The organism is Sphingomonas horti (assembly GCF_009753715.1).
Taxonomy (GTDB): Bacteria; Pseudomonadota; Alphaproteobacteria; order Sphingomonadales; family Sphingomonadaceae; genus Sphingomonas_B; species Sphingomonas_B horti.
Genome location: NZ_WQMS01000014.1, coordinates 135,935 through 158,060, shown reverse-complemented (window position 1 = coordinate 158,060; position 22,126 = coordinate 135,935). Strand labels below are relative to the sequence as shown.

The following is a 22,126-nucleotide window of genomic DNA, read 5'->3' as shown; positions in this document are numbered from 1 at the left end:
GCCCACCTTCTCTTTTACTGACTCAGACAAGAACAAGGTGGATGCCGGATCAAGTCCGGCATGACGAGGGGGGTGGGGCAATGCGGCGCGAGAAATTTCCCGCCGTGTACATCATGGCGAGCGGGTTCCACGGCACGATCTATGTCGGCGTCACCTCCGACCTGATCGGACGCGTGTGGCAGCACCGGAACGGCGCCTTTCGCGGCTTCACCGACCGCTATGGCTGCAAGCGGCTCGTCTGGTTCGAGGCCGGCGGCGACATGGCCGGGGCGATCGCGCGCGAGAAGCAGTTGAAGAACTGGCTGCGCGATTGGAAGCTGGCGCTGATCGAGGCGGAAAACCCGACCTGGCGCGACTTGGCCGAGGATTTCGGCTTCGACCCGCTGCTCAAGACACCGGGCGCGGACGCCGCCGAAGCGGGGTAGTGCCTGACCAACCTCCGCCTCGTCATGCCGGACTTGATCCGGCACCCACCTTCCCTTCTACTGAGCCTGCCAAGAAGAAGGTGGACCCCGGATCAAGTCCGGGGTGACGGCAAAGGAATGCATTTCGGGGGTTTAGTAAACTGTCACCGTAACCCTAGTAAACTGTCACCGTAACCCCCACGCCGGGCGCGTCGACAAGCTGAGGGCGGGTTGATCCGGCATCCGCGACGGCGGTTTCGAGTATTTGGTAAACTGGCACCGTAATCCAACTGGCACCGTAATCCACCGTAATCCGAACTATGTATTTTAGGCGAGGGTCTTATAACCCTCCAAGCTGACCGTCGCATCGAGCTTATCTCTAAAGAGGCGCATTAGAGCTGTGGTTCGATTTACAAGATCGACTGGATCGACGGCTTCGAGAAAGACGTTTTCTCCGTGCGCAATTTCGTTACGCCTCCGCAGCAATATCCGATCAATGAAATCGGACTCTGCTTCAAAATCTGTGTAATCTAGATCGCAGACTAGGCATAACTCCTGCAGTACCATAGAGTTAAGATTTGACCTCGTATTCACCAATTCCTTCGAGAAATTTGAAAACCTATCTTCTTTTGAAGATAGTATCTTTCTGACCAGCTCTGTCCGTCTAGAGTAATCAAGGTCGGAAGCGGCCGCCAGTTCCCTAACAAATCTTACCTCGTAAAATCTCGAGCTAATCTCCGAAAACCGCAACCGACGCCTGGTTAAATACTCTAAATACCGATCAGCACAAAACTTTGCATGCCCTTCCCAATGGGCATAGCACATAACCACCAAGGCTCTAATGAGAGCGTCTCTGTCTGTCCCCGTCGCCTGACTGACCGCGAGCTTGAGAGCTGAGAGCTCTCTAAGGCGCCAATTGAAGTTCTCGATTACTAGTGTAGAGAACTCAGCCGGCGTGCTCGGCTTAGCCATTCGCGAACCACTCGCGACCAAAAGGAACGGTGCGCTGGATGCGTGTCGTGCCACGCATACCTGCTGAGAAGAATTGCTCTATTTCGGGCGCTTGCCAAAGCGCGGCAACTCTGTCGCGAACATATTCGACTGGGTCGGCCCGTTGAAGGATGGCCGCGATATTGGCAGCAACGCCTACGGCTATAACCTCGAAGGCTACCAAGCTGACCTTGCCGCGGGGGACGCCATTTTCTAACCGCCGAAGGGCGTTCACACCATGCGCTTCATTTAAAATGCGAAAGGTCTCTCGGGCGCCTTCTGCCGTAACATTATCCAAGCCCTGCTCAGCCTGAGAGATAATCCCCTCATTGATGTATTCTTCAACATCCAAGCGTCCATCATACGGCACACGTAAATGGACAAGAAGCCTACTAATATACTCCATCGGTCGCTGCTTCTCGATCTGATCGTCAGTCATACCGGCGACCGCAAGGAAATCCGCATTATCCGCGAGCGCTCTTAATCCTTGGAAGAACTCTCTATTTGCCATTATAATGATGCAGTTACGAAGCTCTTGAGCGTTCGCCGGAGTCCCGCCCGCATTCAATCTCTGGAATAAATCATATTTAGTATTATTGTCGCTCGGTCTCTTCAGAATTTCAACGGCGATCCTTGATCTGCGCACGGCCAATTTGAGGTCGCTTGTGAGCTCCATCTGTTGATCTATCGGAACGCCCGAAATCTGATCAGACTTTTCCCAAACCACATTGTAGAGTGAAGGTAAGTACCTAGTGGCCTCTAAGACCGATGGCGCTTTCAGGTCCCCTTCTGGCGAACGGAGTAGACCCATAAATTCAAGAATCGTTGAAGTCCTCTGAAGGCCGTCAATTAATTCCCACTTAGAGTCTTCTCTTTCGAAAACAAAGATCGAAGGCAATGGAATGCCCAGCAAGATTGATTCGAAAAGACGAGATTTTTGGCCAGCATCCCAACGAAAAAGTCGCTGAAACTCGGGGTCTATTATTATCTCTTTGTCCCGGTACATGTTTACAACTTCGCCAATAGACATCTGATAGGCGTCAGTTTTGACAAGTCGCTGCGCGGTAGAGATTTCTTCGTTGAGCATGGTGCCTCCCACGGCCAGCATAGTGCCAGTTGTGATAGCTTCAAGGACCGATCGGCGCGTTGCCGTGACAACCACGCGCATACAGGCGGATAGATCAGGATTGACTAAGGTGTCGTCGGTAGAGCGAATATTCGTCCAGAATTTACTCCGCCGCCACAGCTTCTTTCTCCGCGCCCGCGCCCTGCCGCCCCCGTTCCAGCAGCGGCTTGAGATACGCGCCCGTGTAGCTCCGCGGCTCCTCCGCCACCGTTTCCGGCGTTCCCGTCACCAGCACTTCGCCGCTCCCTCGACAAGCTCGGGACAGGCCTTGACGCCGCCTTCGGGGCCGAGGTCGATGATCCAGTCGGCGGTCTTGATGACGTCGTGCTTCGCATTGCTCGATCGGGCAGTCCCCCCGACCGCCCGACCTTCGGCCACCACCACGGTGTCACTCGGCCGCCTCTCGCTGGCGCATCGAGGTCGCTCGCCGCGCTTTGACCTCCGGTTCGGATGCGGGCTTGGCTTCCTTTCCCTTGAGCAGCGGCGCGAGATACTGGCCTGTGAACGAACGCGGCTCCGCGACGACATCCTCGGGCGTGCCGGTTGCGATGATCTCTCCGCCTTTGACGCCGCCTTCCGGTCCAAGATCGATCACCCAGTCCGCCGTCTTGATGACGTCGAGGTTATGTTCGATCACGACCACGGTGTTGCCTTGCTCGACCAGGGCGTGGAGGACTTCCAGCAGTTTGCGGACGTCTTCGAAGTGGAGGCCGGTGGTGGGTTCGTCGAGGATGTAGAGGGTCTGGCCGGTGCTTCGCCGCGACAACTCCTTGGCGAGCTTGACGCGCTGGGCTTCGCCGCCGCTGAGCGTCGTCGCTTGCTGGCCTACCTTGATATAGCCTAGCCCCACTTCGACCAGCATCGCCATCTTGTCGCGGATGCCGGGCACCGCCTTGAAGAACTCGGCGGCGTCCTCGACCGTCATGTCGAGCACGTCGGCGATCGACTTGCCCTTGAACTTCACTTCCAGCGTTTCGCGATTGTAGCGGGCGCCGTGGCAGACGTCGCACGTCACATAGACGTCCGGCAGGAAGTGCATCTCGATCTTCAGCACGCCATCGCCCTGGCACGCCTCGCACCGGCCGCCCTTCACGTTGAAGCTGAAGCGACCGGGCTTGTAGCCGCGGGCCTGGCTTTCCGGCAGGCCCGCGAACCAGTCGCGGATCTGGGTGAAGGCGCCGGTGTAGGTTGCGGGGTTGGAGCGCGGGGTGCGGCCGATCGGCGACTGATCGATGTCGATCACCTTGTCGAGATGCTCGAGCCCGGTGATCTTCTCGCACGGGCCGCAGACCATCCGCGCATTGTTCAGCGCGCGCGCGGCGCCGGCATAGAGCGTGTCGATGGTGAAGCTCGACTTGCCCGAGCCCGACACGCCGGTGATGCAGGTGAAGGTGCCGAGCGGGATCGAGGCGGTCACGTCGCGCAGGTTATTGGCGCGGGCGCCGTGGACGGTCAGCTTCTTGCCATTGCCCTTGCGGCGCTTTGAGGGGACCGCGATCTCGCGCCGGCCGGCGAGATAGTCGGCGGTGATGCTGTTGTCGTGGGACAGGAGCTCGGCGAGGTCGCCCTGCGCGACGATCTCGCCGCCGTGGACGCCCGCGCCCGGTCCCATGTCGACGATATAGTCCGCGGTGCGGATCGCGTCCTCGTCATGCTCGACGACGATCACGGTGTTGCCGAGGTCGCGGAGCCTTTTCAGGGTGGCGAGCAGCATGTCGTTGTCGCGCTGATGGAGGCCGATCGAGGGCTCGTCGAGCACGTAGAGCACGCCCGACAGGCCGGAGCCGATCTGCGAGGCGAGGCGGATGCGCTGGCTCTCGCCGCCGGAGAGGGTGCCGGAGGTGCGATCGAGGTTCAGATAGTCGAGGCCGACATTGTTGAGGAAGCCCAGCCGCTCGACGATTTCCTTCAGGATGCGTTCGGCGATCGCGCGCTGCTGGTCGGAAAGCTGGGGCGGCAGCGACGTGAACCAGGCAAGGGCGTCGACCACCGACATACGCGTCGCGTGGCTGATGTTCTCGCCGGCGATCTTCACGGCCAGCGCCTCGGGCTTCAGGCGCGCGCCGCCGCAGGTCTCGCAGGGCTGGGCCGACTGGTATTTGCCGAGCTCCTCGCGCATCCAGGCGCTCTCGGTCTGGAGCAGGCGGCGGTTGAGATTGCCGATCACGCCTTCGAACGGCTTCTTCACTTCATAGGATTTGCGGCCGTCGATGAAGCGGAGCGTGACCGGGCGGCCCTCGGTGCCGTGCAGGATCACGCGCTGGACCTCGGGCGACAGCTCGTTCCAGGGGGTCTCCAAACTGAAATCGAACTCGCGGGCGAGGGAGGCGAGCACCTGCATATAATAGGGGCTGGGCGGTTGCGACTTGGCCCAGGGCACGATCGCGCCTTTCTTCAAGGACAGCGTCTCGTTCGGGACGACCAGCATCTCGTCGAAGATCAATTTCTCGCCGAGACCATCGCAGGCGGGGCAGGCGCCCTGCGGCGCGTTGAAGCTGAACAGGCGCGGCTCGATCTCGGGGATGGTGAAGCCGGAGACCGGGCAGGCAAAGCGCTCGGAGAAGGTGATGCGGCCGGGCGGGGCGTAGTCGAGCTTCATGCCGGAACTCCCCTCCCGCTCGCGGGAGGGGTTGGGGGAGGGACTGTCTCCCCCCTCGCCTCTGCCTGACAGGCCCTCCGCTAGCCCCTCCCGCGAGCGGGAGGGGGACGCATCCGCCGGGTCCACATAGGCCAGCCCATCCGCCAGCTTCAGCGCCTGTTCGAAGCTGTCGGCCAGCCGTGTCTCGATGCCTTCGCGCACCACGATGCGGTCGACCACCACCTCGATGTCGTGCTTGTATTTCTTGTCGAGCGCGGGCGCGTCCTCGATGTCGTAGAATTGGCCGTCGATGCGGACGCGGGTGAAGCCGGCTTTCTGCCACTCGGCCAGCTCCTTGCGATACTCGCCCTTGCGGCCGCGCACGACCGGGGCGAGCAGGTAGGCGCGGGTGCCCTCGGGGAGCGCCATGACGCGATCCACCATCTGCGACACCTGCTGCGCCGCGATCGGCTCGCCGGTGACGGGCGAGTAGGGGATGCCGACGCGCGCCCACAGCAGGCGCATGTAATCGTAGATCTCCGTGACGGTCGCGACCGTGGAGCGCGGGTTGCGGCTGGTCGTCTTCTGCTCGATCGAGATGGCGGGGCTGAGGCCCTCGATATGGTCGACGTCCGGCTTCTGCATCAGCTCCAGGAACTGGCGCGCATAGGCGGACAGGCTCTCGACATAGCGCCTTTGCCCCTCGGCATAGATGGTGTCGAAGGCGAGGCTGGACTTGCCGGAGCCCGACAGGCCGGTGATCACGATCAGCTTGTCACGCGGCAGGTCGACGTCGACGCCCTTGAGATTATGCTCGCGCGCGCCGCGGACGCTTATCGTTGTCAGCATACGGTAAACCTAAGCTGATGGATGTGAGTCAGCATGGAGGTCGTTCTACTTCTGTTCTGAAGGGGAATCCAGACCAGTAAATAGGGTGACGACCGGCAATTCGCCAGGCGGGCCGGGGATTTGACGCGGTCCAGCCCCACGTTAAAGTAGCTCCATGAGAGTGGGGGGCGTCGCAAATGACTGGATTGAACAGGTTAATGCTCGCGTCGTGCGTGCTGCTGGCGGCGTGCGGCGGCGGGGGCAGCGGAGGTGGAAACACCGGGGGCACCCCGACACCCACGATCTCGACTTTGAACGTGACGCTCTCGTCGACCTCGACGAGCGCCACCGTGGCCGAAGGCGCCAAAACGAATGTCGGCTTCACAGCAAGCTATACGGGCACTCCCTCCGGTGCTGTCGTACCCGACGTGCAGGTGAACGGTAGCCGCATCGCATTGGCGGGCGCGCCCACAGCGAATGGCGCGAGCGCGTACGACGTGAAGCTCACCAGCGCCGATTTCCTTCCCGGCGGTCAAACGGCCAATCAGGTGACGTTCCGCCTTTGCACCGACAGCAACTGCGGCACCGTCTACCCCGGCTCGACGCAGACCTTCACGGTCAACCTGACCGTCAATCTTAAAGACTGGCAGACCGTCCAACGCGATGCCGCGCACACCGGCTATGTCGCGGTGAAATTTGCGACATCGGCGTTCGGAACGGCTCCGCTGTGGAACGTGCCGAAGGATGCGTTCAGGCCGAGCGCGATCGCCGCGCGAGCCGGCACCGTCTATGCGAACTTCATCCAGCAGGCTGTGAACGGCGGTCGGGTCACGACCCGCGCAATCGCGTCCGACACCGGGGCGGTGCGGTGGAGCTATGATCTGGGCCAGACCGGGTTCAATACCAGCGCGCCGAGTTACGACAACGGGCGCGTCGTTTCCGCTGCGGTCGACCTTTCGTCAGGATCGATTCCGATGCCGGTTCTCGACGCGGCCGACGGCCACCCGCTCAAGGTGTTGAGCTACGCCAGCCAGTTCGCCAAAGGGGGCGCGCCGGTCCCCTTTGCGGACAAGCTCTATCATCAGGCGGGCTATTACGGGAACGTCGTCTATGCGTTCGACCCTGCGGCAGGAACGACCGATTGGGTTTCGGATCAATCGCGTTTGGGCGGAGTCTCGGAAGGCGAAAGCGTCGCGGTCGATGCGCAATATGTTTACTTCTATCGGGCCGATGCGCTTATCGTGCTGAACCGTCTCAGCGGCGCGTTGGTCTCGAAAATTGCCGATCCGTTCTTCTCGCGCGAGGGGCTGAGTTACTTTGGAACCTATTTTGGCGCGCCTGTCTTGGACGGGGCGGGCAGGATTTTCACATTTTCCGACAATCGCAGCCAGAATCAGCCCGCGCCTTTGATCGCGTTCGCGCTCGCACAACCCACTTACCTCTGGCGCACCAACGCCAGTTACATCAATCAGCCTGCGTTGCGCGGCGGCCGCCTCTATGCTCCGCGCGCCGATTCGACCTTCGTCGACGTCATCGACGCCGCGACCGGGTCGGTGGTGACCTCGATCAATGTCGGAACAGGAAAACCTAACCTGACCAGCAACGTCATTGTCACCGAGAGTCACATCTTCGTCGGAAGCGATACCGAAACCTACGCCATCGACCTGAACGCGGCGGGAAATCCGGTGGTGTGGACAGCAGCCCAGGGCGGGGATCTCGCGATCACTCCCGACAACCTGCTCGTCATAGCCGGAGACAACGGCCTCTCCGCCTACAGGCTGAATTAACGGCATGACGATCAGCTTGCCGCGCAACAGATCGACGTCGGCGCGCTTGACATTTCGCTCGCGCGCGCCACGGGCCTGGATGTGGGTCAGCATGGATGCCGTTCTACTTCTGTTCTGACGAGGGGCTAGTCGGGAAAGATAGGAAGCGGATGCGCGGTTCGTCAGCCGAACGCGGTTCACTCCGAAACGGAGGATGAGAACCGTCCGAAATGGCGCAAGTGTTTGTGGATAAGCAGTAAAATCCGCGCCAGCTTCCCCGCCGGGGGGCAGGGGCGTGGCGGACCAGGGGGCGTTCGACCGGTTCATCGACCGGTGGCGGAAGAATGAGGGCGGGGCGGAGCGGGCGAATTTCCCGCTGTTCCTGACCGAGCTGTGCGCGCTGCTGGACCTGCCGCAGCCCGACCCGGCCGACGCGACGCACGAGCATAACGACTATGTGTTCGAGCGCGACGTCACCACGGTCGACGACGACGGCAAGGTCGATCATCGCCGCATCGACCTGTATCGCCGCGGCTGCTTCGTGCTGGAAGCGAAGCAGAGCCGGCAGAAGGGCGGAGCGAAGGAAGTCGCGCTCGCGCCGGAGCTGGATCTGGGGCTGGAAGCCGCGCGCGGGCGGCGGAGCGCGCATCGCGGCTGGGACGTGCTGATGCGCAACGCGCGGACGCAGGCGGAGGAATATGCGCGCGCGCTGCCGGCGTCGCACGGCTGGCCGCCCTTCATCCTGGTCTGCGATGTCGGGCACGTGATCGAGGTGTTCGCGGACTTTTCCGGCCAGGGGAAGAATTACCGCCAATTCCCGGACCGCGAGAGCTTCCGCATCTATCTCGACGACCTGAAGCGGCCCGAGGCGCAGGCGCGGCTGCGGGCGATCTGGCACGAGCCGCATTCACTCGATCCCGCGCGTCATGCGGCGGCGGTGACGCGCGACATCGCCAGGCGGCTCGCCCGGGTCAGCCAGTCGCTGGAGACGCGCGGCCACCCGGCCGAGCGGGTCGCGCACTTCTTGATGCGCTGCCTTTTCACGATGTTCGCGGAGGACGTCGGGCTGATCGACAAGGCCAGCTTCGCCGACGTGCTGAACGACGCGCGCGCCAATCCGGACAGCTTCGGGCCGATGGTGCAGGACTTGTGGGCGACGATGGACAAGGGCGGTTTCTCGCCCGTGCTGCGGCGCAACGTGCGACGCTTCAACGGCGGCCTGTTCGCCGACCGCACCGCGATCCCGCTGGAGAAGGAAGAGATCGGCGAGCTGTATGAGGCAGCGCGGCACGACTGGCGCGACGTCGAGCCGGCGATCTTCGGCACGCTGCTTGAACAGGCGCTGGACCCGGCCGAGCGCAAGCGGCTGGGCGCGCATTACACGCCGCGCCCCTATGTCGAGCGGCTGGTGCTAGCGACGGTGATCGAGCCGCTGCGCGCCGAATGGGACGGGGCCGTGCTGGGCACGGTCGAGCGCGAGCGCGGCGCCGATCCGCAGGCGGCGATCCGCGCGGTGCACGATTTCCATGAGAAGCTGGCGGGCACGCGCGTGCTCGACCCGGCCTGCGGGACCGGCAATTTCCTCTATGTCGCGCTGGAGCTGATGAAGCAGCTGGAAGGCGAGGTGCTGGAAGTGCTCGCCGATCTGGGCGGCCAGGAAGCGCTGCAACTGGAGACGATGAGCGTCCACCCGAAGAACTTCCTGGGGCTGGAGCTCAACCCGCGCGCCGCCGCGATCGCGGAGCTGGTGCTGTGGCTCGGCTATCTCCAGTGGCAGCTGAGGAACGGCGGCGCGATCAGCGACCCGGTGCTGGAGCGGCTGGACAACATCAAGGCGCTGGACGCGGTACTCGCCCATGACCCGGAGCGGCCGAAGTCGGACGGCAGCGGCACCGAGCTCCCCAATCCGCGCCGCCCCGAATGGCCCGAGGCGGACTATATCGTCGGGAATCCGCCGTTCATCGGCGGCAAGGATATTCGTGCGCGGCTGGGCGAGGCCTACGCGACTGCGCTCTGGAAAGCGCATCCGAAGATCAACAGGTCCGCCGATTTCGTCATGTATTGGTGGGACCGCGCTGCCGATCAGCTGGCGCGCAAGGGCACCCGGCTGAAGCGCTTCGGCTTCGTTACGACCAACTCCATCACGCAGGAATTCTCGCGGCGCGTGATCCAGGCGCGAATGGACGGACGACCGCCCGTCAGTCTCATTATGGCAATACCGGATCACCCCTGGACCAAAGCGACCAGGGACACGGCGGCGGTGCGCATCGCGATGACGGTTGCGACTTCAGGACTGACGGAAGGTAGCCTCTATCAAATCATGCGCGAAGCCGGCCTTGACACGGACGCGCCGGATATCGTGCTGGCCAGCCGGACCGGGATGATTGGATCTGGCCTGACGATCGGGACCGACGTGACGCGAACACTGCCATTGCTTGCCAATGACGGGATTTGCGCACGGGGCGTTTCCCTCCATGGTGCCGGGTTCATGGTCCGAAGCTCGGAAGCCGAGCATCTGGGGCTTGGCAGGCGCGCCGGCTTGGACCGCCACATCCGGCCCTACCGCAACGGGCGCGATCTGACCGGGCGCTCACGCGACTTGCTCGTCATCGATCTATTGGGGTTGGATGCGGACCAGGTCCGCCAACGCTTTCCCGAGGTCTATCAGCACCTGCTGACGACAGTGAAGCCGGAGAGAGACGGGAACAACCGCGAGGTTTATCGCGACAATTGGTGGTTGTTCGGCGAACCCCGACGCGAGCTTCGACCGGCTTTGGAACGCCTCTCCCGCTACATCGCGACCGTGGAGACGACGAAACATCGGGTCTTCCAATTCGTCGACGCGACCGTCCTGCCCGACAACAAGCTTATCTGCGTCGCATCGGCCGAAGCATGGCACCTGGCCGTCCTGCAAAGCGCGATGCACGAGAAATGGTATCTGGCGAAAGCCGGTATGTTAGGCGTTTACGACCGCCCCGCGGTTTACGTGAAGTCGTCGACGTTTGATCCCTTTCCCTTCCCCGACATCGGCGATCGGCAGCGCGCGCTTATCGGAGCGCTCGCGGACGAGCTGGACGCGACGCGCAAAGAGGTTCTTGCCGAGCATCCCGACCTGACGCTGACGACGCTCTACAATCTGCGCGAAAAGCTGGAGCGCGGAGGGACGCTCACCTCTGCCGAGCAGGACCAGCGGATGCGCGGGCGGGTTGATATCGTGCGCGAACTGCACGACCGGATCGATGCGGCAGTGGCCGAAGCCTATGGCTGGCCGCTGGACCTGAGCGACGAGGCCATCGTCGCGCGGCTGGTGGCGCTGAACGCGGAGCGGCGCGCCGAGGAGAAGGCCGGGAAAGTCCGCTGGCTGCGGCCCGATTACCAGATCGCACGCGCCGGGATCGCGCGGCTGGCCTCGGGCGGGCGGGAGGAGCAGATCGAGGCGGTGCTGCCGCAGGCGGCCGCGCGAAAGCCGAGCTTCCCGCGCGACCCGATCGGGCAGACGGCGGCGGTGCTCGCCGCGCTCCGCGCCGGCGGCGTGCTCGGGCCCGAGGACATCGCCCGCGGCTATGCCCAGGGCCGCCGGATCGTGCCCAAGGTCACCGCGACGATGCAGGCGCTGGCGCGGCTGGGCTATGTGTCCGCGGCAGCGGGCGGATACCGGCTGCGCAAGGCCGCCTGACGCCCGACGGGCCGCGCGAACCCGCTTGGCAGCCCCGGCCCGAGCGGTTACGCAGCACCTTCAATCCGGGGGGAATCGATGAAATTCGCGTATTATTCGATCGGCTTGTCGGTGGCCGCGCTGGCCGCGTCGCAGGCGTCGGCGCAGCAGCACAGGCCGTCGGTCCACGATCTGCAGCCGGCCCATATTCCGCTGCTGATGGCGCCTCTCGACACCACGCAGCCGAGCGCTCCGATCTGGTTCAAGGGCGATGCGCCCGAAAACCGGCTGCTTGCCAAAGTCGCCTTCCGCCCGCTCGATGCGGTTGCGATCGACAGCGGCGCGCCGGCGCCGCTCAAGACGCCGCTGGTGCTGTGGCGCGCGATCAGCGGCGACAACGCGCGCTTCGCGACGGTGCCGGAAATCCGCCAGGCCAAGGAAGGACGGACCTATTGCGCCCGCCCGGACGCGCTGAAGGGCGCCTTTCTGTGCTTCGTCGACGCGGACGAGAATGGCAGCTTCGAAAAGATCGCGCGCGGCACCGGCGAACGCGCGCCCGGCGTCGCCCGGCTGACGATCGTCGGGCCGGCCGAGGCGTTGCCCAAGCCGGTCGGCTATCGCCCCGCGCGGCCTGACGAGATCGAGGCGATCCCGGCGAGCGTGGTCAATTGCGCGAAGGATCACGACCGCCCGCGCTATGCGGTCCAGCTGGCCCGCCCCGAGCCGAGCGAGGAGCAGATCGCGGCGATCGCCGACCAACTGGGCGGTACCAACCGAGAGGCGGCGATCGCGGCGGCGCGCCGGCTCGCCAGCCGGAGCATGGGGATCGCGGCCTGCCAGGCAAGCGAGCCCATCGGCGCGTCCGACTATGGCTTTCCCGCGACGCCGCTGCGCCCGGATGCTTTTGCCGTGCGAATGGGCGAGCTGGTGGTCGAGGTGGGGGCCAAGAACGAAAGCGCGCCGAGCCGCCTGCTGGGCGTACGCAATGCCGACCGGCTGTACCGGGTGGTCGGCGCCGGCGTCGCCCCGCTGTCGGAGACGCTGACCGATGCCGAGCGCGAGCTGGCGATCCGGCAGAAATTCGACAAGCCGATCCTGATGACCGCGGCCGGCGCGCAGGTGAACGCGGGCGTGCATGGCCCCGGCGACGTGATCGCGACCCTGCCGGTCAGCCATGGCTATATGGGCGTGCTGACCGCCGACACGACGATCCGCACGATCCTGTCGACGCGCTCGGTGCCGGCGGGGACGGTGGTTTACGGCGTGCCGATGTCGTCGCGGCTGACGGTGACCCGCAACGGCATCCCGATGGGGCCGTGGGAGACGCCGAAGCCGACCGCCGAGAATTTCAACCTGGTCTGGTGCCTGCCGGTCGAAGACGAGGGGCGGTGGAGCGCCACCTGCCTGCCGATCGGCGGCGCCGGCTACACGATCCTGAAAGGCCAGCAGCCGGCCTTTCACGTGTCTTCCCTCAGCTATGCGGCCGATACCAGCACCAATGACGGTTTGCCGCCGGTGAAGGAGCAGGCGGGCAATTTTGGCAAGCCGCTGGTCCTCCGCCTGCGCCTGAAGTCGGTGACCCCCACGCAGATCGCCGTCGCCCAGGAAACGGTGTTCGGCGACGCCGTGGTGTCGACTCGCGACTGGATCGTTCCGCGCCTGCCCGGCAAGGGGAGCGGGCTGGTGATCGGCGGCGGCGTGATCGGCCTGTCCCCGGCCCCGGCCGGCAGCGACAAGATCGACGTCGCCGCCGTCAAGCCGATCGAGGCGGGGGAAGACGCGAGCCGGGTCGATTCAGGCCTGCTTCGCGAAAACCTTGCCGCGCCGGCCGAGGAGATCGGCGGCGAAGCGGCGGCTCCTCTGGGATAGACGGCTTGGCCCGAATCTGCTGAACAGTCGCTGTGGAGGAAGGCATGACGGGCATCCTCGAAGGCGGCTGTGCGTGCGGGGCGGTGCGGTACCGCCTGACGTCGGCGCCGATGTTCGTCCATTGCTGCCACTGCACCAGCTGCCAGACCGAGACCGGCAGCGCCTTCGTGATCAACGCGCTGATCGAATCCGATCGGGTCGAGACGGTCGCGGGCGCGGCCGAGCCGCTGATGACGCCGTCGGAAAGCGGGCGCGGGCAGCAGGTCTGGCGCTGTCCCGCCTGTCGTGTCGCGCTGTGGAGCAATTACGGCGGCGCCACCGACGTGCTGCGCTTCGTGCGGGTCGGCACGCTGGACGAGCCGGCGGCGCTTGCCCCCGATATCCATATCTACACCCGCTCGAAGCTGCCCTGGGTTGCGCTGCCGGACGGCGTGCCGGCGGTCGAAGCCTATTACGATAGCTCGAAGCTCTGGCCGGCGGAGAGCCGGGCGCGCCGCAAGGCGCTGTTCGGCTGATGTTCGTCGCCATCTATTGGTGGCGCGTCCATCCCGGCAAGGAACAGCAATTCCGCGCGGCGTGGCGGCGGGGCACGGAGTTGATCACCGCGAAATATGGCAGCCTGGGATCGCGGCTGCACCGCGACGGCGAGGGGCGTTTCATCGGCGTCGCCGAATGGCCGGACGAGGCGACCTGGCGCGCCGCCTTCGACGCGAAGATGGTCTATGACGACCCGGAGACCCGGGCGGCGTTCGTCGACGCGATCGCGGAGGCGCCGCGCGAGCCCCTGCTGCTGATGGAGGTAACGGACGACCTCTATACAAGCCGGTAAAAGGCGCCCGCGCCGGGCACGGGCGCCTTCCCCCTGTAAGCCGCAGATCGCGCGGCAGCGCCTCGCGGGCCCCGCGGCACGATTCGCTTGTACGGCAGATCGGCGCCGCCGGATTGGAAGAATACGACAAGTGGCTGCAAACAGGCGCCTTGTTCCAGAATCATACAGACACGGAGGGGCAGCGCCGCCAGGCCCTGTCCATGTTCGCGCCGCCATGCGAAGGAATGCCATGCCCGTTGCCCTGCATCGCGCCGTGCCGGCGCTCGGCCTGCTGCTCGGCGCCTGCTCGCCGATCTCGATGTTCGACGGGCTGGTCCCGAAGGACGGCGGCGCGCGGCAGGTCGCGAAGGGCGTGTCCTATGGCGAGGGGCCGCGCCAGAAGCTCGATGTCTATGCGCCCACCGGCGTGGCACAGGGGCCGCGGCCGGTGATCGTCTTCTTCTATGGCGGATCGTGGAATTCGGGATCGCGCGGCGGCTATGGCTTTGTCGGGCGGGCGCTGGCGGCGCGCGGCTTCGTGACCGTGATCCCCGATTACCGGCTGGTCCCCGAAGTCGTCTATCCCGGTTTCGTGCTGGACGGGGCGAACGCAGTGCGCTGGGTGCGCGCGCACGCGAAGGATTATGGCGGGGACGGCGATCGCATCGTGCTCGCCGGCCATTCGGCAGGCGCGTACATCGCGGCGATGCTGGCGGTCGACGATCGCTGGCTGGGAAGCGACCGCGAAGCGGTGCGCGGCTTCGCCGGGCTGGCCGGGCCGTACGACTTCGCGCCGTTCACCGTCGGCGCCAGCATCCAGGCGTTCGGCGACTGGCGCGAACCGGCGGAGACGCAGCCGGTCACCTGGGCCGGGGCGGGCGATCCGCCGGCGCTGCTGCTGGCCGGCGCCGAGGACAGCATCGTCCGCCCGCGCAACGGCGACACGCTGGCGGCGAAGCTCCGCGCCGGCGGCGTGCCGGCCGTGGTCAAGCGCTATCCCGGCATCGGCCATATCGGCATCCTCACCGCGATCGCGCGGCCGTTCCGGGGCAAGGCGCCGGTGGTCGACGACGTCGCGGCATTTGCCGATCGGGTGACGCGGGAGTAGCGTGCCGCGCATTCGCCGCAAAGAAGCAGGGAAGCAGGCGCGATGGTGTCCAGACTGGCAGTGCTGATCCCGCTCGGCCTGGCCGCCCCGGCGGCGGCCGCCGACCCGATCGACGCCTATATGGAGCTGACGAGCGTCGCGCCCAAATGCCGGCAGCCGGCGGGTGAGGAGATCATGGTCTGCGGCCGGCGCGACGCGGACCGCTACCGCGTGCCGTTCCTGACAGCGACGCCCGGCGACCCGAAGACGCGCGGCGTGCCCGAGGAACGCGCCTTGCTGATCGCCCAGCAGAGCCCGTGCGACAGCAAGGGCCCGTTCCTGGTCGGCTGCGGCGCGGTCGGGATCACCGTCAGCACCAGGATCGGCAGCGGCAAGGTCGAATACCGCCCACTGGCACCTTAGCCCGCGCGCTCCACATCTTCCTTCAGCCGCGCCAGCATCGCGGCGGCGCGTGCGGCGTGAGGGCCGATCCAGCGCTCGTGAATCTGCTGGATCGGGACGGCGTTCAGGTGGTTCCAGCGCTCGCGGCCGCGCTTGACCGGCACGACCAGCTCGGCATCTTCCAGCACCTTGATGTGCTGCATCACCGTGCAGCGGTCGAGCTCCGGGAAATGCGCGCAGAGCGTGCCGGTAGTGAGCGGCTGGTCCTTAAGGTCGTCGAGGATCTGCCGCCGGACGGGGGACGCCAGCGCCTTGAAGATTCCATCGAAACGGTCGCTGATTGACATGTTGTGAAAATATAACATAATCAACCCGCCGACAAGGAGGCGAGTCGATGGACCTGCAATTCCGCGTGTTCGCGCACATTTCGAAGCCGGTGGACCAGGTGTTCGAGGCGGTCGCCGATCCGGACCAGCTGTCGCGCTATTTCACGACCGGCGGCGCCAAGGGGCGGCTGGAGACGGGCGCGACGGTCACCTGGGACTTCCACGATTTCCCGGGCGCGTTTCCGGTGCATGTGATCGAGGTGGTGCCGAACGCGCGGATCGTGCTGGAATGGAAGGCCAACGACGATTCCGGCGCGCCCTACAACACGCGCGTGACGATGAGCTTCGAGCCTACCGAGGATGGCCGCACCCTGGTCGCGATCGAGGAAGGCGGCTGGCGCGAGACCGAGGCGGGGCTGAAATCCGCCTTCGGCAATTGCATGGGCTGGTCGCAGATGCTGTGCGCGCTGAAGGTCTGGGTCGAGCACGGCTTAAACCTGCGCGAGGGCATGTATCGCTAACCGCAATATTTTTTCGTCATTCCGGCTCAAGGCCGGGATGACGATAGAATTGTCCCTAATCCAGGATGTGCATCAGCATCGGGCGCCCGCGGATGCTCGGCGATCCCTCCAGCCGTTCCAGCGCCTGCATGACGCAGCGTTCGGGGCAATCGTGGGTGACGATCGCGACCAGGACGCTGCCGTCCGGCATCGCGCCGCGCTGGATCAGGCTTTCGATCGACACGTTCGAATCGCGCATCGCCGCCGCGATCTCGGCCAGCACGCCGACCTTGTCCTCGACCGTGAAGCGCAGATAGGCGCGGCCGCGGCCTTCGCCAGGGTCGGCGGCGGGGCGGTCGGCGAGCGCCGCGACCGGCATCGCGAAGGCGGGACCATATTCGCCGCGCGCGATGTCGATCAGGTCGGCAACGACGGCGCTGGCGGTCGGGCCGTCGCCGGCGCCGCGTCCTTCGAACAGCAGCCGGCCGACGAAATTGCCTTCCGCGACCACGGCGTTCAGTGAGCCGGAGACGTGCGCGAGCGGATGGGCGACCGGAACCAAATGCGGATGCACGCGCTGGAACAGGCCGTCGGACCGCGTCTCGGCATAACCCAGCAGCCGCACCTTGAAGCCGAGCGCGGCCGCTTCCGCGATATCGGCGGCGAGCACGTGGCGGATGCCGGTCACGGCGACCGCGTCGAAATCGATCCGCGTGCCGAATGCGAGGCTGGCGAGGATCGACAGCTTGTGCGCGGCGTCAACCCCGTCGATGTCGAAGCTGGGATCGGCCTCGGCAAAGCCCAGCGCCTGCGCCTCGGCCAGCACCTCGGCAAAGTCGCGGCCTTCCGCCTCCATCGTCGAGAGGATGTAATTGCAGGTGCCGTTGAGGATGCCGTAGACATGCGCCAGCTCATTGGCGGCGGCGCCTTCGCGCAGGCCCTTGATGACCGGGATGCCGCCGGCGACCGCCGCTTCGTATTTGAGCGGGACGCCCTTCGCTTCCGCGGCTTCGGCCAGCTCCAGCCCATGATGCGCGATCATCGCCTTGTTCGCGGTGACGAACGCGCAGCCGGCCGCGATGCTGCTTCGGGCCAGCGCCAGCGCCGGGCCGTCGGCGCCGCCAATCAACTCGACCACGACGTCGATGCCGTCGAGTGTCGCAAGCGTCTGGGTGTCATCGACCCAGCGGAAGCAGGACAGGTCGACGCCGCGATCCTTGCTGCGGTCGCGGGCGGAAACGGCGACGATTTCGATCGGCCGCCCGGCGCGACGCGCGATCAGCTCGGCATTGGCGTCCAGCAGCCGGATCACGCCGCCGCCGACGGTGCCGAGCCCGGCGAGTGCGATTTTCAGGGGTTCAGTCATTCCGCAACCGCGCTAAACGGCGCGAGTGCCAAGTCAATCACCGACCATCCTGATCCTCGCCGGCAAGCGCGACGGCAAGCTCGACCCGTTGGCCGAAAAGGCCGGCGTCAGCCACAAGGCCGTGGTGCCGATCCGCGGCAAGCCGCTGATCGTGTGGGTGCTGGAAGCGACCGAAGCCGCCTGGCCCGACGCGCCGATCCTGGTCTCGATCCACGATCCGGCGGTGCTGGCGGAGCTTCCGATCGTGCAGCGTCTGACCGAGGCGGGCCGCTTGCGCTTTCCGCCCGCGCAGCACGGCATCGTCGAAAGCCTCGAGGCCGCCGCGGCTGAGGGCGATCCCTTCCCGCTGCTGATCACCACCGGCGACAATGTGCTGGTCACGCCCGAGGCGCTGCGGCGGCTGCACGATGAGGCGATGGCGTCCGGCGCAGGGGCGGCGCTGTCGATCGCCACGCGCGAGCAGATCTTCGCCGCGCACCCTGAAGGCCAGCGCCGCTTCTATGAATTCAAGGACAAGGCGATCAGCAACTGCAACGCCTATTGGCTGCGCGACCGCCAGGCGCTGAAGGCCGCGGAAAGCTTCCGCGGCGGCGGCCAGTTCAGCAAGACGCCGGGCGCCATCCTGAAGGCATTCGGCCTGTGGAACCTGATCGGCTTCCGCCGCAAATGGTGGACGCTGGACAAGGCGATGCGCAACCTGTCGCGGCGCTTCGGCGTCAGGATCGCGCCGGTCTTCGTCACCGACGGCGCGCTGGCGGTCGATGTCGACAATGAGCGGACCTACAGGATCGCCGAGACCCTGCTCGAAAGCCGCAAGCCTTGAACCTGCGGGGCCGCTTCTTCATCGCGCGGCATGGCGAGACCGTGTTCAACGCGGCCGGGCGCATGCAGGGCTCGGCGATCGACACGCCGCTGACCCGCGCCGGCTTCGCCCAGGCCGATGCGATGGGGGCGGGGCTTGCCGCCTTCCTGGGCGATGGCGGCGTGCCCCACCAGCTCTGGGCGTCACCCTATGGCCGCGCGCTGCAGACGCTGGCGATCGTCTGCGAGCATGTGGGCGCCGATTGGCACCAGGCGCGGCGCGACGACCGGCTGTCGGAGATCAACGTCGGCGGCTGGGACGGCTGTACCTATGCCGAGATCATCGCGCGCCAGGGCGAGATCATCGACCGGTCGTGCGGCCTGTTCTCGGTCCGCCCGCCGCAAGGGGAATGGTATGACGAGATCGCGGCGCGGCTGACCTCGTGGCTCGACGAGCATGGCGGCGCAGACGGCGACAAATTGATCATCATGCACGGCATGTCCAGCCGCGTGCTGCGCGGCCTGCTGACCGGCATCGACGTCGACCCGCGCTGGAGCGCCCCGGTCGCGCCCGGCCTGCCGCAGGGCAGCATGGTGGTGATCGAAAACGGGACGGAGCGGCTCGTGCATCTGGGCGCCGCGAGGGCGCCGGCGTGATGCGCTTCGCTGCCGCGTTCCTCCTCATTGCCACCCCCGCCGCCGCGCGCGACACTCTCGGCATGTTCGAAAGCTGGGGCGCGTTCCGCGACGCCGATCCGCCGCGCTGCTTCGCGATCGCGGAGCCGGTGCGGCCAGCGGCGAAGGACGCGCCATGGCGGCCGTTCGCCAGCGTCGCGGTCTGGCCGGCGCTCCACCAGCGCAACCAGGTCCATATCCGGCTGCGCCAGGCGCGGCCGCAGGGGAGCCGGGTCACGCTGACGATCGGCCGCGGCCGCTTCCCGCTGATCGCCGGCGGTGCCGATGCCTGGTCGCCGGACGCGCGCACCGACGCCGCCATCGTCGCCGCGATGCGCAGCGCCGAGCGGATGGCGGTCCACGCCGGGGGCACCAGCGACACCTACCAGCTTCGCGGCGCCGCCACCGCGATCGACGCGGCCACTTTGGGCTGCGCGCGGCGCTGACATTGACTTTTATGGCCAATTTGGCTATGTGAAATGCATCACGTCCCCGGCATGCCGTCTTGAGGCGCTCGCAAGAGCAGATATCAACTCAAGGCCGCTCCCGGGGACAAAATTTGTTTGGTGACCGCCGATGCCCACCGCTGTCGTGATCGACGGTTCATACTTTCTGCGTCGCTTCTCTCATAGCTTTCCGCTTCTGGATTCCAGCGATGCCCGGCAAGTTTCGATGGGTGTATGCGCGTTAGCGGCGTGGCATGTCGCTGTGCGGCTTCATGCTTCTCCAGCATGGGTCGCTCACCGGGCCGAGAATTTTCGCCCCGAGGAAACCTCTGAACTCTATAGGATCTTCTTCTACGACTGTCCGCCGCTCACGAAGCGATTGCACTATCCAATTTCAAGAAAGTCCCTCAATCTGGGCCAAACAGATGGCGCGCGATTGCGACTTGCCATTCACGAGGAACTGCACGGTACGCGCAAGGTTGCCGTGCGCCTCGGTCGGCTCAATGAGAATTTTGCCATCTGGCGACCCAAGCCTGAGGCCGTAAAGCGATGGTTGAATCCTGCCGAAGGCTTTGCTCCTGTCGACGACGACTTCGAAATCGACGTTGTTCAAAAGGGCGTGGATATGCGCCTCGGCCTGGACGTCGCTTCGATGGCCTTCAAACGACAGGTCGACCAGATCGTGATGGTGGCTGGCGATGCCGACTTCGTGCCCGCGGCGAAATTGGCGCGGCGGGAAGGCATTGATGTCGTTCTTGACCCGATGGGTGGCGTAGCAGCGCCAGACCTATTGCAACACGTCGATGGCGTACGCACGTGTATCATGGCGACATTTAGAAGCGAATAGACCGACGATGCAGATTCCCGGCCATATCGATCCCGTGCCCGTGCCGCGCGCGGCGCCTGCGCGTGCCGATGGCCGCGTCGATCTTGTCGGCCTGTCGAAGGCGGAGATCCGCGCCGCGCTGGCCGGCGCCGGGCTGGACGAGCGGCAGGCGAAGCTGCGCGCCAAGCAGCTGTGGCACTGGATCTACAATCGCGGCGTCACCGACTTTGCGCTGATGACCGACATCGCCAAGGCGCAGCAGCCCTGGCTCGCCGAGCGCTTCGTGATCGGCCGGCCCGACGTCGTCACGGCGCAGGTCTCGACCGACGGCACCCGCAAATGGCTGCTGCGCTCGGACGACGGCCAGGATTACGAGATGGTCTTCATCCCAGACGCGGACCGGGGCACCCTGTGCGTCTCGAGCCAGGTCGGCTGCACCCTCAACTGCCGCTTCTGCCATACCGGGACGATGCGGCTGGTGCGCAACCTCACCGCCGGCGAGATCGTCGGCCAGGTGATGCTGGCGCGCGACGGCCTCGGCGAATGGCCGAGCCAGCCGGACGGACGGCTGCTCACCAACATCGTGATGATGGGGATGGGCGAGCCGCTTTATAATTTCGAGCAGGTTCGCGACGCGCTCCGGATCGTGATGGACGGCGACGGCCTCGCCCTGTCGAAGCGCCGCATCACGCTCTCGACTTCGGGCGTGGTGCCGAAAATGGCGCAGGCGGGCGAGGAGATCGGCGTCAACCTCGCCGTCTCGCTGCACGCGGTGACGAAGGAAATCCGCGACGAGATCGTGCCCCTGAACCGCAAATACGGCATCGAGGAGCTGCTCCAGGCCTGTGCCGACTATCCGGGCGCCAACAATGCCCGCCGCATCACGTTCGAATATGTGATGCTGAAGGACAAGAACGACAGCGACGAGGACGCGCGCGAGCTCGTCCGCCTGCTGCGCAAATACAAGCTGCCGGCGAAGGTGAACCTGATCCCGTTCAATCCTTGGCCCGGCGCCCCCTATGAATGCTCGGACCCGGAGCGGATCAGGGCCTTTTCGAACATCGTCTTCGAAGCCGGCATCTCCGCCCCCATCCGCACGCCCCGTGGCCGCGACATCATGGCCGCCTGCGGGCAGCTGAAGTCGGCGGCAGAGAAGAAGAGCCGCGCGGAGCTCGATCGGCTGGCGGAAGAGAAATTGGCGGCGCTGGGCTGACGTCTTACTCGGCGGGGCGGTGCCGCTTCTCACGCGCGGCGATCAGCTTCCGGCGCTCGTTGAGGATGTAAAGATACATTCCACCTGCGATCAGGAGAGGAACGACTACGCTCGCAATCTCGCCTTGAGTCATAGCTCCTCCTCCGGCTGCAGGAGATCGTTCAGCCTAACCGCTGTCCATATAAACATTGCGCCAAGAATAATCCATGCCGCGGTCGTTGTATCCGCGTCGCGGTCGAGCCATCGAGTGATTGCTGTCAGGATGAATGCCAAGCCCGCTCCGCCAAGGAGAGTCGAGAGCCGCTTCACCTTCTCATTATAGCGGACCGCGTCCATGTCTTTCATGGGCTCGGGATATTGGCTGAGGGTATCGCTCGCAAGCTCCGCCTCTCTTCTTGCAACTCATTCGCATTTGCAAAGATAATCCCGCGGGCGAAGGTTGAACCCTTAACCGTATCGG

The 22,126-nt window shown here is 65.2% G+C and carries 23 protein-coding genes; 14 read left to right on the top strand and 9 right to left on the bottom strand.

The window, feature by feature from the left end; translation table 11 throughout:
* Positions 1-80: 80 nt before the first annotated feature.
* Positions 81-425, top strand: coding sequence for a GIY-YIG nuclease family protein (locus GON01_RS12470; protein WP_157027706.1), 345 nt, complete (start codon positions 81-83; stop codon positions 423-425).
* Positions 426-731: 306 nt separating this feature from the next.
* Here the strand turns inward: GON01_RS12470 and GON01_RS12465 are convergent, their stop codons facing one another.
* The 5 genes from GON01_RS12465 to uvrA all read right to left on the bottom strand — a co-directional run bounded on the left by GON01_RS12465 (position 732) and on the right by uvrA (position 5,947).
* Positions 732-1,376, bottom strand: a complete 645-nt coding sequence (locus GON01_RS12465; protein ID WP_157027705.1) for an MAE_28990/MAE_18760 family HEPN-like nuclease — start codon at positions 1,374-1,376, stop codon at positions 732-734.
* The gene (locus GON01_RS12460; protein WP_198159853.1) at positions 1,369-2,502 is read right to left on the bottom strand and encodes a DUF262 domain-containing protein; all 1,134 of its coding nucleotides are present in this window, start codon (positions 2,500-2,502) and stop codon (positions 1,369-1,371) included. Before GON01_RS12460 ends, GON01_RS12465 begins: the two co-directional genes overlap by 8 nt.
* Positions 2,503-2,623: 121 nt before the next feature.
* Entirely contained in the window at positions 2,624-2,755 is a 132-nt protein-coding gene (locus GON01_RS17220) for a hypothetical protein (protein ID WP_258558397.1), read from the bottom strand.
* Positions 2,746-2,898: a hypothetical protein gene (locus GON01_RS12455; protein WP_157027703.1), complete on the bottom strand. Its 153-nt coding sequence runs from the start codon at positions 2,896-2,898 to the stop codon at positions 2,746-2,748. Before GON01_RS12455 ends, GON01_RS17220 begins: the two co-directional genes overlap by 10 nt.
* A gap of 10 nt (positions 2,899-2,908) precedes the next feature.
* Positions 2,909-5,947, bottom strand: a complete 3,039-nt coding sequence (uvrA, locus tag GON01_RS12450; protein WP_157027702.1) for an excinuclease ABC subunit UvrA — start codon at positions 5,945-5,947, stop codon at positions 2,909-2,911.
* Positions 5,948-6,123: 176 nt separating this feature from the next.
* Between uvrA and GON01_RS12445 the strand changes: the two genes are divergently transcribed.
* The 7 genes from GON01_RS12445 (at position 6,124) to GON01_RS12415 (ending at position 15,534) form a co-directional block, all read left to right on the top strand.
* Positions 6,124-7,713 (top strand): outer membrane protein assembly factor BamB family protein, encoded by a 1,590-nt coding sequence (locus tag GON01_RS12445; RefSeq protein ID WP_232328826.1) that lies wholly within the window; start codon positions 6,124-6,126, stop codon positions 7,711-7,713.
* A gap of 274 nt (positions 7,714-7,987) precedes the next feature.
* On the top strand, positions 7,988-11,368 hold the full coding sequence (locus GON01_RS12440; RefSeq protein WP_181599953.1) for a class I SAM-dependent DNA methyltransferase: 3,381 nt from the start codon (positions 7,988-7,990) through the stop codon (positions 11,366-11,368).
* Between the two features lie 78 nt (positions 11,369-11,446).
* Entirely contained in the window at positions 11,447-13,216 is a 1,770-nt protein-coding gene (locus tag GON01_RS12435; protein ID WP_157027701.1) for a hypothetical protein, read from the top strand.
* A gap of 44 nt (positions 13,217-13,260) precedes the next feature.
* Positions 13,261-13,731, top strand: a complete 471-nt coding sequence (locus GON01_RS12430) for a GFA family protein (RefSeq protein WP_157027700.1) — start codon at positions 13,261-13,263, stop codon at positions 13,729-13,731.
* Positions 13,731-14,045: an antibiotic biosynthesis monooxygenase family protein gene (locus tag GON01_RS12425; RefSeq protein ID WP_157027699.1), complete on the top strand. Its 315-nt coding sequence runs from the start codon at positions 13,731-13,733 to the stop codon at positions 14,043-14,045. Before GON01_RS12430 ends, GON01_RS12425 begins: the two co-directional genes overlap by 1 nt.
* 229 nt (positions 14,046-14,274) lie before the next feature.
* Positions 14,275-15,132, top strand: coding sequence for an alpha/beta hydrolase (locus tag GON01_RS12420; protein ID WP_181599952.1), 858 nt, complete (start codon positions 14,275-14,277; stop codon positions 15,130-15,132).
* A 42-nt stretch (positions 15,133-15,174) separates the two neighbouring features.
* Complete coding sequence (locus GON01_RS12415) at positions 15,175-15,534, top strand: hypothetical protein (protein ID WP_181599951.1); 360 nt, start codon at positions 15,175-15,177, stop codon at positions 15,532-15,534.
* Here GON01_RS12415 and GON01_RS12410 read toward each other — a convergent pair.
* Entirely contained in the window at positions 15,531-15,860 is a 330-nt protein-coding gene (locus GON01_RS12410) for an ArsR/SmtB family transcription factor (RefSeq protein WP_157027696.1), read from the bottom strand. The genes GON01_RS12415 and GON01_RS12410 overlap by 4 nt on opposite strands.
* Positions 15,861-15,907: 47 nt before the next feature.
* On the opposite strand from GON01_RS12410, the gene GON01_RS12405 reads away from it, so the two are divergent.
* The gene (locus GON01_RS12405) at positions 15,908-16,360 is read left to right on the top strand and encodes an SRPBCC family protein (RefSeq protein WP_157027695.1); all 453 of its coding nucleotides are present in this window, start codon (positions 15,908-15,910) and stop codon (positions 16,358-16,360) included.
* A 55-nt stretch (positions 16,361-16,415) separates the two neighbouring features.
* On the opposite strand, the gene GON01_RS12400 is transcribed toward GON01_RS12405, so the two are convergent.
* Entirely contained in the window at positions 16,416-17,705 is a 1,290-nt protein-coding gene (locus GON01_RS12400; RefSeq protein WP_157027694.1) for a homoserine dehydrogenase, read from the bottom strand.
* Between the two features lie 25 nt (positions 17,706-17,730).
* Between GON01_RS12400 and GON01_RS12395 the strand changes: the two genes are divergently transcribed.
* The 5 genes from GON01_RS12395 (at position 17,731) to rlmN (ending at position 21,666) form a co-directional block, all read left to right on the top strand.
* Positions 17,731-18,528, top strand: coding sequence for a nucleotidyltransferase family protein (locus GON01_RS12395; protein WP_181599950.1), 798 nt, complete (start codon positions 17,731-17,733; stop codon positions 18,526-18,528).
* Positions 18,525-19,163, top strand: a complete 639-nt coding sequence (locus GON01_RS12390; protein ID WP_232328825.1) for a histidine phosphatase family protein — start codon at positions 18,525-18,527, stop codon at positions 19,161-19,163. The genes GON01_RS12395 and GON01_RS12390 overlap by 4 nt, the downstream gene beginning before the upstream one ends.
* Complete coding sequence (locus GON01_RS12385) at positions 19,163-19,627, top strand: hypothetical protein (protein WP_157027693.1); 465 nt, start codon at positions 19,163-19,165, stop codon at positions 19,625-19,627. The genes GON01_RS12390 and GON01_RS12385 overlap by 1 nt, the downstream gene beginning before the upstream one ends.
* A 130-nt stretch (positions 19,628-19,757) precedes the next feature.
* On the top strand, positions 19,758-20,474 hold the full coding sequence (locus GON01_RS12380) for an NYN domain-containing protein (RefSeq protein WP_157027692.1): 717 nt from the start codon (positions 19,758-19,760) through the stop codon (positions 20,472-20,474).
* A 7-nt stretch (positions 20,475-20,481) separates the two neighbouring features.
* Entirely contained in the window at positions 20,482-21,666 is a 1,185-nt protein-coding gene (gene rlmN, locus GON01_RS12375; protein WP_157027691.1) for a 23S rRNA (adenine(2503)-C(2))-methyltransferase RlmN, read from the top strand.
* A gap of 4 nt (positions 21,667-21,670) precedes the next feature.
* Here rlmN and GON01_RS17215 read toward each other — a convergent pair whose 3' ends face one another.
* Together GON01_RS17215 and GON01_RS12370 are read right to left on the bottom strand one after the other, a co-directional pair.
* Entirely contained in the window at positions 21,671-21,799 is a 129-nt protein-coding gene (locus GON01_RS17215; RefSeq protein WP_258558396.1) for a hypothetical protein, read from the bottom strand.
* The gene (locus GON01_RS12370; protein ID WP_157027690.1) at positions 21,796-22,011 is read right to left on the bottom strand and encodes a hypothetical protein; all 216 of its coding nucleotides are present in this window, start codon (positions 22,009-22,011) and stop codon (positions 21,796-21,798) included. The genes GON01_RS17215 and GON01_RS12370 overlap by 4 nt, the downstream gene beginning before the upstream one ends.
* Between the last annotated feature and the right edge of the window lie 115 nt (positions 22,012-22,126).